Annotated in this window: 13 protein-coding genes; 6 read left to right on the forward strand and 7 right to left on the reverse strand. The window is 64.5% G+C overall.

Annotated features, from left to right (window positions below):
* Positions 1-60: 60 nt before the first annotated feature.
* Positions 61-1,260, forward strand: a complete 1,200-nt coding sequence (locus tag IVB18_RS06855) for an ABC transporter substrate-binding protein (RefSeq protein WP_247988457.1) — start codon at positions 61-63, stop codon at positions 1,258-1,260.
* A 751-nt stretch (positions 1,261-2,011) separates the two neighbouring features.
* Positions 2,012-2,485, forward strand: a complete 474-nt coding sequence (locus IVB18_RS06860) for an SgcJ/EcaC family oxidoreductase (RefSeq protein ID WP_247988458.1) — start codon at positions 2,012-2,014, stop codon at positions 2,483-2,485.
* A 302-nt stretch (positions 2,486-2,787) separates the two neighbouring features.
* On the opposite strand, the gene IVB18_RS06865 is transcribed toward IVB18_RS06860, so the two are convergent.
* Positions 2,788-4,278, reverse strand: coding sequence for a hypothetical protein (locus tag IVB18_RS06865; RefSeq protein WP_247988459.1), 1,491 nt, complete (start codon positions 4,276-4,278; stop codon positions 2,788-2,790).
* Positions 4,279-4,578: 300 nt separating this feature from the next.
* Here IVB18_RS06865 and IVB18_RS06870 point away from each other — a divergent pair, with 300 nt between their 5' ends.
* Entirely contained in the window at positions 4,579-4,743 is a 165-nt protein-coding gene (locus IVB18_RS06870) for a Flp family type IVb pilin (protein WP_128949876.1), read from the forward strand.
* A gap of 117 nt (positions 4,744-4,860) precedes the next feature.
* Here IVB18_RS06870 and IVB18_RS06875 read toward each other — a convergent pair whose 3' ends face one another.
* A complete protein-coding gene (locus IVB18_RS06875; RefSeq protein ID WP_247988460.1) occupies positions 4,861-5,844 on the reverse strand; it encodes a phosphatase PAP2 family protein in 984 nt (327 codons plus the stop codon).
* Positions 5,845-6,102: 258 nt separating this feature from the next.
* On the opposite strand from IVB18_RS06875, the gene IVB18_RS06880 reads away from it, so the two are divergent.
* Positions 6,103-6,783 carry a TetR family transcriptional regulator gene (locus IVB18_RS06880; protein ID WP_247988461.1) on the forward strand — a complete coding sequence of 227 codons (681 nt, stop codon included), beginning with the start codon at positions 6,103-6,105 and terminating at the stop codon, positions 6,781-6,783.
* Positions 6,784-6,926: 143 nt separating this feature from the next.
* On the opposite strand, the gene pyk is transcribed toward IVB18_RS06880, so the two are convergent.
* Positions 6,927-8,363: a pyruvate kinase gene (pyk, locus tag IVB18_RS06885; protein WP_247988462.1), complete on the reverse strand. Its 1,437-nt coding sequence runs from the start codon at positions 8,361-8,363 to the stop codon at positions 6,927-6,929.
* On the reverse strand, positions 8,360-8,953 hold the full coding sequence (locus IVB18_RS06890; protein ID WP_247988463.1) for a DUF1036 domain-containing protein: 594 nt from the start codon (positions 8,951-8,953) through the stop codon (positions 8,360-8,362). The genes pyk and IVB18_RS06890 overlap by 4 nt, the downstream gene beginning before the upstream one ends.
* Positions 8,954-9,105: 152 nt before the next feature.
* On the opposite strand from IVB18_RS06890, the gene IVB18_RS06895 reads away from it, so the two are divergent.
* Both IVB18_RS06895 and IVB18_RS06900 read left to right on the forward strand, forming a co-directional pair.
* Positions 9,106-9,408 carry a DUF1244 domain-containing protein gene (locus IVB18_RS06895; protein ID WP_247988464.1) on the forward strand — a complete coding sequence of 101 codons (303 nt, stop codon included), beginning with the start codon at positions 9,106-9,108 and terminating at the stop codon, positions 9,406-9,408.
* A 210-nt stretch (positions 9,409-9,618) separates the two neighbouring features.
* On the forward strand, positions 9,619-9,891 hold the full coding sequence (locus tag IVB18_RS06900) for a DUF2312 domain-containing protein (RefSeq protein WP_247988465.1): 273 nt from the start codon (positions 9,619-9,621) through the stop codon (positions 9,889-9,891).
* Between the two features lie 100 nt (positions 9,892-9,991).
* Here IVB18_RS06900 and IVB18_RS06905 read toward each other — a convergent pair whose 3' ends face one another.
* The 3 genes from IVB18_RS06905 to IVB18_RS06915 all read right to left on the reverse strand — a co-directional run bounded on the left by IVB18_RS06905 (position 9,992) and on the right by IVB18_RS06915 (position 15,912).
* Positions 9,992-11,590, reverse strand: coding sequence for a DUF882 domain-containing protein (locus IVB18_RS06905; protein ID WP_247988466.1), 1,599 nt, complete (start codon positions 11,588-11,590; stop codon positions 9,992-9,994).
* A 286-nt stretch (positions 11,591-11,876) separates the two neighbouring features.
* The gene (locus tag IVB18_RS06910; protein WP_247988467.1) at positions 11,877-14,066 is read right to left on the reverse strand and encodes a L,D-transpeptidase family protein; all 2,190 of its coding nucleotides are present in this window, start codon (positions 14,064-14,066) and stop codon (positions 11,877-11,879) included.
* 346 nt (positions 14,067-14,412) lie between these two features.
* Complete coding sequence (locus IVB18_RS06915; RefSeq protein ID WP_247988468.1) at positions 14,413-15,912, reverse strand: sigma-54 dependent transcriptional regulator; 1,500 nt, start codon at positions 15,910-15,912, stop codon at positions 14,413-14,415.
* Positions 15,913-15,915 lie beyond the last annotated feature (3 nt).

Raw genomic sequence — 15,915 nt, forward strand, 5'->3', positions numbered from 1 at the left:
GGCATGCTCCCCTCAAATAAAGGCGGTTCGACCGCACCAAACAAAGGGGAGGGGAAGCCGATGCGTTTGGCATTGGGCGCGCTTGGCGCCGTTTCGTTCCTGCTACTGCCTGCCGCTTCATTTGCCGCCGAGATACGCGGCGTCACCGCGACCGAGATCAAAATCGGCCAGACCATGCCCTATAGCGGGCCGGTGTCGGCCTTCGGCGCGCTCGGCAAGGGCGAGGTCGGCTATTTCAAGATGCTGAACGAGAAGGGCGGCATCAACGGCCGCAAGGTCAATCTGATCTCGCTCGACGACAGCTATGCGCCGCCGAAATCGGTCGAGCAGACCCGCAGGCTGGTCGAGAGTGACGAGGTCGCGCTGATCTTCTCCTCGATCGGCACTGCCCACAACACGGCGATCGCGAAATATCTTCAGAACAAGAACGTGCCGCAGCTCTTCATCGGCTCCGGCGCCTCGAAATTCGCCGACGTCGCGCAATATCCGCAGGCGACGATGGGCGTGCAGGCGCCGTTCCGCTATGAGGCGCGGCTCTATGCGCGCTATGCGCTGGCGAAGAATCCGAACGCGAAATTCGCCGTGATCTCGCAGAACGACGATTACGGCCGCGACTATCTTGCCGGCCTGAAGGACGTGCTCGGCGAGAAATACGATACCGTCGTCACCAATGCGACCTACGAGGTCCAGGATCCGACCATCGATTCCCAGATCGTGAAGCTGAAGGCCTCGGGCGCGGAAATATTCGTGATCGCGGCGACGCCGAAATTCGCAGCACAGGCGATCCGCAAATCCTTCGAGATCGGCTGGCGACCGATGACGTTTCTCTCCAACGTCGCGGTGTGGGTTTCGACCGTGATGGAGCCCGCGGGACTGGAAGCGGGGACCGGGATTCTCTCGACGGCTTACGTGAAGGACCCCGACGATCCGGCCTGGAAGGACGATCCGGGCGTGAAGGGCTGGCGCGCGTTCATGACGAAATATGTGCCGGAGGCCGACCAGCACGACACCAACTACGTCAACTCCTACAACAGCGCGATGGCGCTGGAGGCGGTGCTGAAAGCCTGCGGCGACGATCTGTCGACCGAGAACATCCTCAAGCAGGCCTTTGCGATCCGCGATCTCGAATTGCCGATGCTGCTGCCCGGCATCAAGGTCAACACCGGCACGGCCGATCATGTCCCGGTCGACCAGATGCAGTTCATGCGCTTCAACGGCAAGAGCTGGGAGCGCTTCGGCGAACTGCAGACGGGAAACTGACAACCCAGGAGGGGTGAGTTTGGTCCGGGCGCGGCCACGAAGTAAGTGCGCTCCCTCTCCCGCTTGCGGGAGGCAATCGCATACATTCACAAGAGGTCGTCATGCCCGGGCTTGTCCCACGGCTGTCCGGTTCAGGCTTCGGCGTCAAAAAGCGAGTCGCTAGAGTCAATTAATGGCGTCGGGGCATAGCTGCGAATACTTGTTGTTCGCGAGAACACCGCAAATTTTCTTCATTGCGGACCTCAGCATACTCCGCTGCGGGTCGCTCGGCTAAAACGAGAGCGCAAAAATCGTGAGTCATATCAATGAATTTTGCGCTCATTACGAGTCGGTGCGTCTCGTTGCAACCGTTTTGCCTGAACCGGACAGCCGTGGGCTTGTCCCGGGCATCCACGCTCTTTGTGCTGCGTGGCAAGGCGTGGATGGCCGGGACAAGCCCGGCCATGACGCTGTGGCACACTCGGGCTTGTACTCATAAATCCGATCAGCCCGCGAACGCTTGCCATGTCCGCTACGCCCTTGGAAGCGAAGAAGGTCAACTCGCCCTAACGTGTCGGCTAGGGGCCAAAGGCGGAAGTGATCCCAACTCGCGGCGTCGCGAAACGGCGATTGTGCGACACATCGAGAATGGCTCTGTTAAGCCATATTCCCTCTCCTTGCCGACATGCTAACGTCTCCCAAGAGGAGCGTCTCCGATCAACCGGAGCCTGTCGTGGCAACAGCCGGGCACAAGCGAGGGAGGACACGGCACGTGCGAGCTATCACACTGCTTTTGACGCTCGCGATCAGCCTTCCACTGGCGGCTGCGGCCGACGAGAATGATGCCATTGTCTCATTGATCGAGCGTAACGTTGCCGCCTTTCGCGACTTCGACGCCGACGGCGCGAGTAGTACTTACGCCGACGATGCTGACTGGACCAATGCGTTCGGTGTACGTCAGCATGGCCGCTCGAATATCCGAACGTATTTATCGAACTTGTTTGCACGACCAGAGTTCCGCAGCCGGTCTCAGAGCGGTCCTGCCGAACTGTCCGTGCGGTTTGTGCGTCCCGATGTGGCGGTCGCACACAGGTTCACCGAAGTCGTCAGCCAACGAGGCTCCAACGGGGAGAAACTTCCGCCACGGAAAATTCACCGGCTCATCGTACTGACAAAGGACGCCGGAAACTGGCTTATCCTTAGCGAGTTGGTTATGGACGAGCGGCAGGATCGAATTGTTCGCTGAGGGACGGGATCATGCCCCAAGGCGCGATAGAAAAACACATCAGTATTCATACCAACATCACCGCCCGTGGGGCCTTTTTCTATCGCATCGGAAATCCCTGCGATCGTGCTACCCCGGAGCGGTTTAGTGCAATAAATGTTTTGCGACCCCAATATTGTGCGACATGACAGCGGAGGTTCATCGGAAGGGGCAACTTCCGGTGTGGGTCAAACGGCGAAATGGCCGGAGTGCCTGCTCAAGTCTGCTTCAGACTTTGAAACGGACATCTCACATTTATGAGTACACGCGCTACAGCTGCGTCCTCACTTCGACTGTGCGGCGGTCGCGCCTTCCGCATCGTCGCGGACATGGATCACCGCGATCTTGTCGGCATAGAGCCGCTTCCAGCCCTTGATGTGGTCCAGAACCTGGGCGGCCGGCGCGTCCGCAACCATGAGCGTGGCGTCGATCTTGTACTCGTCGAGCAACCGCGTCAAATTGTCGAGCTTCTTGACCTCCACGGCCTTGAAGAAGTCCATCACGAAGGTTTCGCCATAGAGCTCGGCGCGGCCATCGACGAAGACCGGGATGTCGCGCGAGATCAGATAACCGCCGAACTGGTAGGCGTTGAGGATGCGCTGCGCCTTGCGCTGCTGGAGCAGGTCGACGGCAGCGACCGGCGTCTGGTCTATCGTGAAGGTGAAGCGGTGATGCGACATGTAGATCGAGGTCGAGGTCCAGCTTGCTGCCACGATCATCAGCGCGCCTGTTACGGTGACGTAGCGGGCGGGCCAGCTCCCGCCGCCTTGCGGGTCCGGCTGCGACAGCGGGGACTGTTCGCCGAGCGGCTTGGCCAGCACCAGTGGCACCAGGAAGGCAAAGGCCTCGATGCTCCTGACATGGGTCAGCGCCATCCAGGTCAAGAGCAGGATCAGCAGGATGCGCGGCGGGCAGAGCGTGAGCCCGCGATGGAGGCCGATCGCGATGAGGCCGAGCAGCGCGCCTTCGAACGCTGTGAAGGAGGCGAAATTCGACGGCATCCATTCGGAGATGACCGAGAGCAGCTCGCCGAGATTGAGGATATTGGTCGCGCCGAGCAGCGTGCGCCAGCCGTAGGGCGTGATGCAGCTCGCGGCCATCGCCGCAACGCCGAACAGGAACCAGCGCACCAGTAGCCGAACCTGCTTGTCGGACTCCAGGCCCCAGATCGCCACGAACGACATGGGGCCGATCAGCGCCAGTCCCAGCACGAAGCCGCCGTGCAGGTTCGCCCACAGCGACATCAGCGGCAGCCAATACCAGGACGGCGTGCCCTTGCGATCGGCCGCCGCCATCAGCATGCCGACCCACGCGATCATCGCAGGCAACGCCAGGACATGCGGACGCGCCAGAATGTGATGCAGCGACAGCGTGACCGCGAGCATCGCGAACAGCACCGCGCGCGGAATCTCGAGTTGCGCGTCGAGCAGGTACACGAAGATCGCGGCCGACAGCGCGATCGCGAGCGCGGTGAGGATCACCGGCCCTGCCCAGTCCCACTGCGTGTAAGAGAGGGCGAACAGCACCTGCGACAGCCATGATGTCGAGATCCAGGGCGCCCCGGGCCGCGTGAATGAATAGAAATCCGTCGTGGGAAGCGCGTGGTGATCGAGGATCCATTGCCCGATCTTGATCTGCCAGAATGAATCGGAATCCTGGAGCAGCGTGTTGCCGACATAAAGAAAGAAGAGGTAGGCGCCCGCACCGACGCAGAGCGGCACCAGCGCGCGCGCGCGGCCCTGCACTGCGATGCCGTTGGCGAAGGAAAGGGACATGCCGCCTCGTCGTCCTGCTTGTTCTTGTCGGGTTGGCCGAGCGGACGGCATTGGACCATGGCGGTCATAACTTCGGGTAAATCGCCGAAGCCGGCTTCACCTCATGTCTCGACGATTTAACGGATTGTTTTCAATTTCGGTTTACCATCGCGGGATACACGTAAAGCGCTCCGGGTTTACGCAGTCGAATTAACTGCGGCGCAATTCTTTGCCACTACGTTCGGTTCCATGGTCGGGCGGCGCTGGGAAGCCGAAAAGACCGGACCGTTGTAGCCTCGTGTACATTTTTTGGAGCAGTCTATGAAGAACCTCGTTTCGCGTTTCGTGAAGGACGAATCCGGCGCCACCGCCATTGAATACGGCCTGATCGCCGCCGGCATCGCGCTGGCGATCATCACCGTCGTCAACAACCTCGGCAGCACGCTGAACACCAAGTTCGGCTCGATCTCGTCCAGCCTCAAGTAAGACCGGACGAACCAGGAATCCAAAGAGCCCCGTCCTGGACGGGGCTCTTTTCTTTTGGTCGACAATTTCGGGGAAAGACTGCTGCGGCGGTCAGCGAAGGCCGGGCCTCTCGCGTGCTTATTCTGCGAGACTGGTCTGCCAGACCGGCGATGGAGCAGGCGCGGCCGAAGTCCGCGACGGACGGCCGAGCCATTCGAGACAGAATTTCGCGGCCCAGATCGCGGCCGCTGCGACCGCGATGCCGCCGACGACGTCGACGATGTAATGGGCGCCGATCACCGGCGTCGCCGCGATCATCAGCAGGTTGAGCGCGGCCGCGATGCCGCCGATGCCGCGCACCGGCCACAGCGCCCACATGTAGAGCACGGCGGATGCGGCGTGGAAGCTCGGAAACGAGACGATGCCGGAGAGCATGAACAGTCGGAGCTCGCGCAGGCTGCCGTCGCGCAAGGCGAGCATGTCGCGCAACTGCCCGGCATAGATCGCGGTGTTGATCTCGGGGAAGTGGGCGGCCGGCAGTTGCAGCCCGTAGTAGGTGCCGATCGCCGGCACGAGGGCCGAGATCGCGATGGTGACCGCGAGCGCGAGACTCATCGCGAGCATGAACAATTGCAGCCGCACATAGCGCGCCGTCAGTGTCAGCACGACGGGGATGCCGAGCAACGGCCATTTGATCAGTCCGTAGCCGCGCGAAAGGCAATCCGCGAGCCAGGGATGGTCGTTGACGTAGCGTGCGATCGGTTCGGGATCGAGGCCGAGCGCGCGGTCGATCGCGAGCAGCGCCTGGTCCTGAAGTGGCCAGCCCATTTTGCCGGCGACATAGCTGAGCGGTCCGACGATGGCGCAGGTGAAGATGACTTGCCCGATCGTGCCGAGCGAAAACACCAGCTTCGGATCGGCGAGATCGCCCTTGGCGATCCGGTGGCAATAGGCAATGGCGACGAAAAGCGCTGCGATCGTCAGCGTGACGCCGAAGGCGATCGGTTCAAGTCGGAAGCCGGTGACGGTGAGGCCGAGCGCGAGAAGGCTCCCCATCGCGACGATGGGAAACCAGTTCAGGTGAAAGAGCTGCCAGGCGGTCCGTGCGTCCGTATCGACCATGCTGCACCAAGGTGGGCCGCGGCACAGTCGGGCAGGCGCTTTAAGATCGCGGTAAGAATCTTGGTTACCCAGCTGCCAATCAAGTCGCCGCATTTTTGATGTCGCGGTCCGGCCAGTCTGAAGGGCTGCTTCGCGCATTTGCTTCTTGTCATCCGCTCTGAATAGTTGTTCAGTTCTTGCGGGGCGATTTGCGGCGAAATCGGTGACGAAGCGTTGGTCCGCGGGGCGTGCGGCGGCGTGTGGGACAGGAAGCACGCCATGGTTTATCGGCGGACGCATCAAGTGGTTAAGCGCCTTGCGGCCCGGCGCAGCGCCATTCTGGCGGCGGCGCGGGAGGCTGCGGCGGAAGGCGGGATGGCGGCGGTGCAGATCGCGCCGGTCGCGGTCCGAGCCAGTGTCGCGGCGGGCACGGTCTACCGCTACTTCCCCTCCAAGGCCGAGCTCATTTCCGAACTGATTGCCGAGGTCTCGCGCGACGAGCTCGCGGCGATTCGGCGGGCGGCCGAGGCCGCGCCCGGCCCGTCCTCGGCGCTGGCGGCTGCCGTTACCACGGTGGCCGTCCATACCCTGTCGCAACGCAGGCTCGCCTGGGGCATCCTGGCCGAGCCGGTCGATGTCGATGTCAGCGCCTCGCGCCTGGCCAGCCGTCGCGAGATCGCCGGTGAGATCGTCGCCCGGATCGACGCCGCCGTGCGCGCCGGTCATTTGCCGGCGCAGGACACCACGCTCGCCGCCACCGCGCTGCTCGGTGCGCTGCACGAGGCCCTGGTCGGACCGCTCGCGCCCGACAATCTCGATGATCCCGCCAAGATGCGCGACGCCGTGCAGACCGTGACGCTGCTGGCGCTGCGCGCGGTCGGCGTCATGGACGCCCGCGCCCGCGGCCTTGTGGTGCAGCAGACGCTGTTGCCGACGGCGAAGGCCCTGGTAGGGGCGTGATGCGCGCCGCGGCCTGATTGGCCCGATGCGTCAATCGTTTCGTCCAATCCACAGGGCATCACGCCGGCAGCCGTCGGCTACTGTGCATGGGGTTGTTTTCGACATTTTTTGTTTTGCCGCGCGCGTCCGGAACGACGCGGGGATCAGATATTCGCCTCGCCCTCGGGGCCGACGGAGGCGATGCGCACCATGTTGGTGGTGCCGGGGATGCCGAGCGGCACGCCGGCGACGATGATCACGCGCTGGCCGGCGCGGACAAAGCCGTCGCGGAACGCGATCTGGCCGGCACGGCTGACCATGTCGTCCTGGTCGCGCGCATCCTCCGCCACCACGCAATGCACGCCCCAGACCACGGCGAGCCGGCGTCCGGCGGTGATGTTCGGCGTGATCGCCACGATCGGCGGCTTCGGCCGTTCGCGCGCCACGCGCGTTGCGGTCGAGCCTGAGCTGGTCCAGCAGATCAGGGCGGGCAAATCGAGCGTTTCGGCGATTTGCCGCGCGGCGTCCGCGATGGCGTCGCCGGCGGTGCTCTCGGGCGCCGGGCGCTGTGCCGCGACCACGGAACGATAGGTCGGGTCGCGCTCGACCTCCTCGCCGATGCGGTTCATGGTCGAGACCGCCTCGACCGGGAATTTACCGGCCGCCGACTCCGCCGACAGCATGATGGCGTCGGCGCCTTCATAGACGGCGGTGGCGACGTCGGAGACTTCGGCGCGGGTCGGCACCGGCGACTGGATCATCGATTCCAGCATCTGGGTCGCGATCACGACCGGCTTGCCGGCGCGCCGCGCCATCCGCGTCATCTGCTTCTGAAGGCTCGGCACCCGCTCCAGCGGCAGCTCGACGCCGAGGTCGCCGCGCGCCACCATCAGCGCGTCGGAGGCCTCGATGATCTCGGCGAGGCGGTCGATCGCCTGCGGCTTCTCGATCTTGGCCATGACTGCGGCGCGGCCGCGGATCATCTTCTTGGCCTCGATCACGTCGTCGGCGCGCTGCACGAAGGACAGCGCAATCCAGTCGACGCCGGTGACCAGCGCCGCCTCGAGGTCGGCGCGGTCTTTCGGCGTCATCGCCGAGACCGGCAGGTCCGTATCGGGCAGGCTGACGCCCTTGCGGTCGGACATCTTGCCGCCGACCACGACACGGGTCACCGCGTGCTCTTTCGAGGTCTCCTCCGCGATCAGCCGCACCTTGCCGTCGTCGAGCAGCAGCGCATGACCCGGCCGCAGTGCGGCGAGAATCTCAGGATGAGGGAGATGGACACGCGTGGTGTCGCCCGGCGTCTTGTCGGAATCGAGGGTGAAGATCTGGCCATTCTGGAGCTGGACCGATCCCTCGGCGAAGGCGCCCAGCCTGAGCTTCGGCCCCTGGAGGTCGACCAGGATGCCGATGGGACGGCCGTAGCTGCTCTCGACATTGCGGATCGTCGCCACCAGCTCCCGCATCTTGTCGTGCGGGGTGTGGCTCATGTTGATGCGGAAAAGGTCGGCGCCGGCCTCGAACAGGCGACGGATCATCGCGAGATCCGAGGAGGCAGGTCCCAGGGTCGCGAGAATCTTGATACGGCGAAGACGCCTCATGGCTTATTTCCAGGCGGGGGCGGAGGAGCTGGCGGGAGGCCAGGAGCGGCGGGGGGCGTACCACCGGGCGGGCCAGTGGGCAAACCCGGAACGCCGCCCGGGCCAACCGGGCCGGGCAGACCAGGGACGCGCTGCTGTGCCGGCTGCTCGTTGGCGTCGGTGAGCTGCACCGTCCAGGCCCGCTGCTCGCCGGTATCGACCTCGAAATAGCCGGTCCGGTCGTAGCCGCGCGCCAGGCAATCCTCGGTGCCACGGATGGTGAATTCCTTGTCGCGCGAGCACATGAAGGCCTGCCCCGACCATTCGCCGCCGCGGTCATAGTCGATCGCGTAGATGTAATAGTAGCGGGCAACCAGCGTGCCCCGGAGCAGCGTCTCGCAGGAGCGGGACGAGATGTTCCACCAGCCCTCGGTGGTCCAGCCATCGGCGTCCTTGTAGCCCAGCGCGATGCCGACCCGGCTCGACGTGTTGTTGCAGAGGCGGAAATCGGCCGAAGCCGGGCTGGTCCAGAGGCAGAACAACGCAACCACCAGCACCGGGGCGAACCGGACAAGCAGGCGGAGGGGTGGGGATGGAGATTCGGCGATCATTGTCGCGGAAGCTATATCAGATCATTGACGATTTGGCGTAGAGGGGCTGGAACTGCCAACCGGCCCCCGTTTGCGCCGCGATATGGCAAAATCTGTGACTACGGCCTACCTATCGAGATGAGGGATCCAGTCCGGACATTGAGGTCACGATCATGGCAATCGACGACAAAACCAGAACAGAGCTCGAGGCGGCCGCTTTCCGGCGCCTGGTCGAGCACCTGCGGACGCGGACGGACGTCCAGAACATCGATCTGATGAACCTGGCGGGCTTCTGCCGCAACTGCCTGTCCAACTGGCTCAAGGACGCCGCCGACGCTCAAGGTGTGGCCCTGAGCAAGGACGAGAGCCGGGAAGCCGTCTACGGCATGCCCTACGAGACCTGGAAATCGAAACACCAGGGCACGGCCAGTCCGGAGCAGCTCGGAGCGATGAAGAAGGTCCATCCCGGGCATTGAGCGGCCTGGCTTTCCGCCCCGCCGGCGCGAGCCTTGAGTCGCGCTCAGCACAACAGCTTTCTTTGCTCCAGTGCAGGAAGATGTGGGCGCGCTGTGGACGAGCGCGATGCTGCCTTGAACGCGGGCGCGGCCAACCCTAAGGGTCAAGCAGCACGCGCGGTGAGGATGCCGGCGTCACCTCGTTTTGCCAGTTCCATTGGGAGTACCAAGATGGCCACCTCCGCCGCCGTTCGCGACGACGAGCCCGCAACGAAATTTGCCAAGGACCAGCTCAAATCCATCATCGAGCGCATCGAGCGGCTGGAGGAAGAGAAGAAGGCGATCTCCGACGACATCCGTGACGTCTATGCCGAGAGCAAGGGCAACGGATACGACGTGAAGGCGCTGCGCACGATCGTGCGGATGCGCAAGGAGGACCCGAACGAGCGCGCCGAGGCCGAGACGATTCTCGAGACCTATATGCAGGCGCTGGGGATGCTCTGAGGGCGTTTCGCCGACACCACAGCAGCGATAGCCCGGATGGAGCGGAAGCGAAATCCGGGCTACGAGACTGAATTCGTGGAGATGGCGAGGGCTACCAGCCTCAGCGCAGCGCCGCCGTGCGCACCACGAAGGACGTCGTCTCGAGCTTCGCGGTCGCGGTGCCCGAGAAACTGTCGCAAGACAGGCCCTGCATGGGATCGTCGACAAAGCCAATCGCGATCACGGATCGCGGCTTGACGAAATAGGCGCGCATCGCGGCCATGTCGAGCTCGCCCATCATCGTGACCGACATCGCGCGGCTGGCGCTCGGCGACAGCATCACGATCTTGAGCCAGATGCTCTCGCCCTTGGCCGCGGAGAGCCGGGTCGCGGTTGCGACCATGCCGTCGATGCTCTTGCCGACCACCGTGTTGATTTCGGTCGCCGGCGCGAGGTTGCGCGTCGCGGATGCGGGACGGGCGGAGCGCGGGATCGGCGCGGAGGCGGCGACGACGTTGGCGCGGTCGACCGGAGAGGCTGCGGCCGGCGCGTAGGCCAGTGCCTGATAGGCCGACGAGGACACGCTGGCGGTCGGCTGCGGGTCGGTGGCGGCAGCGAGCGCCTGGCGCGCCTTCAGCGCGGCGATTTGAGCCGGCGTCGCCTGTTGCGGCGTGGCCGGGATATCCCAGAAGCCGCGGGCGTTGATGATGTCTGCCGGGGTCTCCGGCTTGCCGGCAGCCGGCTTGTCAGCCACAGGCGCGGGCTTCGGCTTAGGCGGCGCAACGATCTGAGCGTCGGCAGAAGCGAGCTGGAGCGCCGCGGCGACTGGCGGCTTGGCGCGGGGCGTCGGTACCGGATCGGCGGGCTTGGCTGCGGCTGCGACCACGGTCGGCGCGGCGGGCTTTGCGGTCGCGCCCTCGTCATCCTCGTCGTTGCTGGCGGGGGCCGGCTTGCCCTTGAACAGGGCGGCGAAGAAGTTCGGCTTGCCGATGGTGCCGGCGTCATCACCGCCACCGCGCCGCTCGATGTCGGCCTTGGCGAGCTCATAACCCCTGAGCGGCGTGCCGTCGGTCGGGACATGGACCGTGCGGCCGTCCGGGAAGACGCGGGCGAGCTGGTCATGCGTCATGCGCGGCCAGTGCCGGATGCTGCCGGTGTCGAGATGCACGAAAGGCGAGCCGGAGGTCGGGTAGAAGCCGACGCCGCCGCGCTGGAGGCGCAGGCCGGCGAAACGAATCTGCTCCAGCGGCACGCCCGGAATGTGGAAGTCCATCGCATGCCCCAGCATGTGCTGGCTGAAGCGTGCCACACCGGAGGAGCGGCGGCGGAGCATGGCGTTGGTGGCGGGGGAGCGGTAGGAGGAGATGATCTGGATCGGCTGCTTGCCGTCGACGTCGCGATAGACTTCCCAGAGGATGTCGAAGAGGTGACGGTCCATGACCGTCTCGTCCTGGGTGCGCCAGTCGCGCAGGAAGTGGTTGAGCTGCTTCAGCGCCGCTTCGTCGTAGCGCCCGTCGCGTTTGAAGGTGACGGTGAGATCTTCGCCGGAATGGGTGTGGTGGAACGAGAGCGTCTTGGTCTCGTTCAGCGCCGCGGCGTCATGAACCGAACCCGCGGCAGCAAACAGCAATACGGATGCGAGGCCGATCCGGGATCCGGCCTTCACTCCCGCATGGGACAACGACAGCACAGCGAATTGGCGTGCGAGACCAGTCAGCACGTTAGAGCCCACCCAGTCGACCAGCGTTCAAAATGGACTCTCCCGCCAACCCCGCTAGCGCGCGAAAGAGGATGAACGCTTTGTTAAAGCGAGAAGGTTAATTTGGCGTTGACCTTCCCGCCCCCAAAACCAAGTCAGAATACAAACCTAAGCGACTGAGTGTGGCGAAAAAACGCCCGCTGCCCGAGGCCGGGTCGATAATGGTTAACGTTAAGCGACCCCCATCCAGGGGACGAGGTCGCTGATCTCATTAGCGAATTTCAGGAAAAGACCGGTCGAGAAGGCCTCAGCGGGTGAACACCCGCTGCTGCTGCGGACGGCGGCCGACTGGAGCCGGCGGTGGGGTCGGCGCCCCGAACAGCCGCTCGAAGAAGTTCGGACCGGACGAGCCGCCATTGTTGGCCACCGCCACGCCGGACGGCAACGTCGTCGCCGGGCGCGAATAGCTCGGCTGGGAGTGAGCCACGACGTTCTCAAGATCCTTGCCGCGGCCGTTCTTCAGGATGTTGATCATGGTCGCGTCGCGGCCATAGACGTCCTTGCGGAATTGCAGCTTGCCGCCGTCGTCCACGAACGCGGTCTGGTAGGTGATGTTGACCGGGATCGGCGTCGGGAATTTCAGGTCGATCTCGCTCTTGCCGTACATGCTGCGCACGCGCTCCGGCGTGTACTTCTCGTTCGGCATGGCGATGTTGAGCAGAACGGACGCGTACTGATCCGGATTCTGTACGCGCATGCAGCCATGGCTGAAGGCGCGCTCGTCCCTGGCGAACAGGTTCTTGTCCGGCGTGTCGTGCTGATAAACCAGGAACTTGTTCGGGAAGTTGAAGCGGATGCGGCCGAGTGCGTTCGCTTCACCGGGCGGCTGCGAGATATGCACCGAACCGTCGCGGTTCTGTTCGAGCTTGAGGCCCATGCGCTGAAGCACGGTCGGGTCCTGCTGAAGCGCCGGCAGATATTCGTTGTAGACGATCGAGGGCGGCACGTTCCAGGTCGGATTGACCGTGATGTACTTCATCGTCTCGGTGAGCAGCGGGGTCGCATGCGTGCCCGGCTTGCCGGTGACGACGCGGGTGGTCCAGACCTGTTGGCCGCGCTGCATCACCTTCAGCGTGTAGTCGGGAATGTTGAGGATGACATAGGCATCGCCGAGCGAGGGCACGCCGAGGTCGCGCGGCAGCCAGCGCCAGCGCTCCATGTTGACGAGCACGACGTCGATCTGCTTGTCGCGCTTCGGGCTGTTCAGCGCCTTGACCGTCTTGTCGTCGAGGATGCCGGTCGCCTTGATCTCGGCGCCGTCCTGAAACGTGCGCACGGCTTCAGCGACCGTGGCGTCGTAGCGGGTGTCGTTGGCGTTCTCGGCAATGCCGAGCTTGGCGCGAAGCTGCGGCACGCGCGGATCTTCCGCGACGATTTCAGCCTGCTTCCTGCCGCGGGCCGCGGTGTACTTCAGCGCGGGACCATCGGCGATGTCGATCGCCGGACCGTCGGTCTGGCCGCGGAGCTGCGCGAGCTTAGCCTTCAGGTCCTTGTAGAGCTTCTGCGGCGGGTTGTAGCTGTCGAGCGCGGCGGACGCATCAGTCGCGGTCGTGACCTTGGCGAGCACGTCGCTCGGATCGGTCGGATGCTCGGGATAGAGGATGTCGCCGCTAACCTGAGACCAGTGCATGCGGCCGCTCTGGGCCTGGCGCGCATAGTCGAACATGCTGGCGGTGAGCTTCAACTCGGCGTCGGCCAGCGCATCGGGCGTCGTGGCGGCGGCAAAATCCGCCACCGGGTAGTCGGCGGGATTGAGGCCTTCGGAGGCGGCATCCTTCAGTCGCGCGATGACGCCCTTGGCAGCAGTGGTGAGGCTGCCGCCCTGCGTCCAGACCGGCGCGTACTCACGCGAGCCATAAAACTTCTCGATGGCGGCGCGCTCGTTCTTGCGGTCGAAATAGCGCGAGGTCTTGGCGCCAATCATGTCCTTGAGCTTGTCGGCGACCGGCTGGTCGGCGGCGGGGACGTTGCTCGCGGCCTTCACCGGCTCGGCGGCCGGGATAGCTGCGGCGGCAGGCGCCGCGGGAGCGGCCGGCGCCGTTGCAGTGTCGGCTTTGACCGGTTCAGATTTGGCAGGCTCGCTCTTGGCCGTCTCGCTCTTCGGGGCCTCAGTCGCGGGCGTGGTGGCGACATCCGCGGGCTTGGTCTCGACCTTGTCAGGCGCTGGCGCGGCTTCGGCCTTCACAGCTTCCTTGGCCGGCTCCTTCGCGGAGTCCTGAACCGTGGCGGTGGTGTCGAGCTTGATGTCGGCGGCAGTCGGGGGCGCGACGTTTGCGGGCTCGGGGCGCGGGATCGCGGCTTCGATCGCGAGCTCGGCGGCACTGCTGCGCGCCTGATCCTGCGCCAGTGCCGAGCTGGCCGACACCGTGAGGAAGGTCGCCGCGACCGTCATCAAGACGCGGTCAAAGCCTGCACGGTGGTTCAAACAGTCACGCATTGTGTCACACCCCTCGGGTGAACTGTCCCTCGTGGAACAGCTTTGTTTATCGTCTTCAGCTTCGGCTAAACCGCGCCGGCCTCTCGAAAGTTGCACGCCTGCACGCAACGACTCTTACGCAGACGATATACAGGCCCGGTTTTTGCAGCCAGCGTTACCCGGGACAACTCACGACAAACTGACTTCAAGGAAGCCTTTTTGCAACGGATAGTGCGCTTCTGCCACGCGCTTTTCCCTTTGTCTGTCACTTCCAAGTCACGGTTCACGTCGCAGTCGAATTCTTCCGTAACCCGAATGGCTTACGGCGACATCGCGCCACCAGGCAAACCGCCGTTCACAGCACGGCTCAGTGCGTCTCCTCGCCGCTTTTGCCGCCATGTCCGGGCACGCCGGCTTCGTCGAGTTTGCGGTAAAGCGTGGACCGGCCGATCTTGAGGCGGCGGGCGACCTCGGACATCTGTCCGCGATAATGCGAGATCGCGAAGCGGATGATCTCGTTCTCCATGTCCTCCAGCGGGCGAACATCGCCGGTCGCGGTCAGCATAGCCAGGGTTCCCGACGAGGGCAGGGGTGGCACAATCGGTATTTCATTACCCGAGACCACAGAGGGTGCCGCGATCGGGTCGATCATTAGCGGCGCGGTCGGAATCTCCGTTACGAGGTGCGGATGCGAGGCGAGCAGCGGGAAATCGTCGAGGCCGAGCTGGTCCCCCTCGCTCATCACCACCGCGCGGTAGACCGCGTTTTCGAGCTGGCGGATGTTGCCGGGCCAGTCGAGCTGGGCGAGGTGCGCCACGGCTTCGCCGCTGACGCCCGCGATCGCGCGGTTTTCCTCGGCGGCAAAGCGCGCCAGGAAATGACGCAGGAGATGCGGGATGTCCTCGCGTCGGGCCCGCAGCGAGGGGATGGTCAATGGCAGCACGTGTAGGCGATAGAACAGGTCTTCGCGGAAATGGCCCTGCTTCACCCGCTCCAGGAGCCTGCGGTTGGTTGCCGAGATGATGCGGACGTCGACCTTGACCGGCTTGCGGCCGCCGACCGCTTCCACCGCGCCCTCCTGGAGCGCGCGCAGCAGTTTGACCTGCGCCGCCAGCGGCAGCTCGCTGACCTCGTCCAGAAACAGCGTGCCGCCATGGGCTTCGACGAACTTGCCCATGTGCCGCTCGGTCGCGCCGGTGAAGGCGCCCTTCTCGTGACCGAACAGGATCGACTCGACGAGGTTGTCGGGGATCGCGCCGCAATTGACCGCGACGAACGGCTTTGCCTTGCGCTCGCCGCTGCCATGGATGGCACGCGCGAACATCTCCTTGCCGACGCCGGACTCGCCCTCGATCAGCACGGGAATCGACGAGTTGGCCGCCTTCTGCGCGGTCCGCATTACCGGCGCCATCGCCTCGGCGCGCGTGACGATGTCGGAGAAGGTCAGCCGTCCCTCGCGGGTGTGACGGATGCGCTGCAATTCACCCTTGAGCGCGGAGGCGTTGAGCGCGTTGCGAAGAGAGACCTGGAGCCGCTCGATGCCGACCGGCTTGACCACGAAGTCCGCCGCGCCGGCGCGCATCGCCGAGATCACGTTGTCGATGCCGCCATGGGCGGTCTGCACGATCACCGGCACGGTCAGACCTGCTTCGCGGATTTTTGCCAGCACGCCCATGCCGTCGAGGCCGGGCATGACGAGATCGAGTACGACGGCGTCGATAGCGGGTCCGTCGGGGGCGGTGAGGGCGGCAATCGCGGCGTCGCCGGACTCCACGACGATCGTCTCATAGCCGCATTTCTGCACCATGTTCTCGACCAGCCGGCGCGCCACGGCATCGTCATCGGCGATCAAAATACTGGCAGCCATGGT

Source organism: Bradyrhizobium sp. 186 (genome assembly GCF_023101685.1).
GTDB lineage: Bacteria > Pseudomonadota > Alphaproteobacteria > Rhizobiales > Xanthobacteraceae > Bradyrhizobium.

Excerpts from the sequence above, each read along its gene's own strand:
- IVB18_RS06855 (WP_247988457.1), top strand. The coding sequence starts at position 61 with ATGCGTTTGGCATTGGGCGCGCTTGGCGCCGTTTCGTTCCTGCTACTG.
- IVB18_RS06865 (WP_247988459.1), bottom strand. The coding sequence starts at position 4,278 with ATGTCCCTTTCCTTCGCCAACGGCATCGCAGTGCAGGGCCGCGCGCGC.
- IVB18_RS06870 (WP_128949876.1), top strand. The coding sequence starts at position 4,579 with ATGAAGAACCTCGTTTCGCGTTTCGTGAAGGACGAATCCGGCGCCACC.
- IVB18_RS06875 (WP_247988460.1), bottom strand. The coding sequence starts at position 5,844 with ATGGTCGATACGGACGCACGGACCGCCTGGCAGCTCTTTCACCTGAAC.
- IVB18_RS06880 (WP_247988461.1), top strand. The coding sequence starts at position 6,103 with ATGGTTTATCGGCGGACGCATCAAGTGGTTAAGCGCCTTGCGGCCCGG.
- pyk (WP_247988462.1), bottom strand. The coding sequence starts at position 8,363 with ATGAGGCGTCTTCGCCGTATCAAGATTCTCGCGACCCTGGGACCTGCC.
- IVB18_RS06890 (WP_247988463.1), bottom strand. The coding sequence starts at position 8,953 with ATGATCGCCGAATCTCCATCCCCACCCCTCCGCCTGCTTGTCCGGTTC.
- IVB18_RS06895 (WP_247988464.1), top strand. The coding sequence starts at position 9,106 with ATGGCAATCGACGACAAAACCAGAACAGAGCTCGAGGCGGCCGCTTTC.
- IVB18_RS06900 (WP_247988465.1), top strand. The coding sequence starts at position 9,619 with ATGGCCACCTCCGCCGCCGTTCGCGACGACGAGCCCGCAACGAAATTT.
- IVB18_RS06910 (WP_247988467.1), bottom strand. The coding sequence starts at position 14,066 with ATGCGTGACTGTTTGAACCACCGTGCAGGCTTTGACCGCGTCTTGATG.
- IVB18_RS06915 (WP_247988468.1), bottom strand. The coding sequence starts at position 15,912 with ATGGCTGCCAGTATTTTGATCGCCGATGACGATGCCGTGGCGCGCCGG.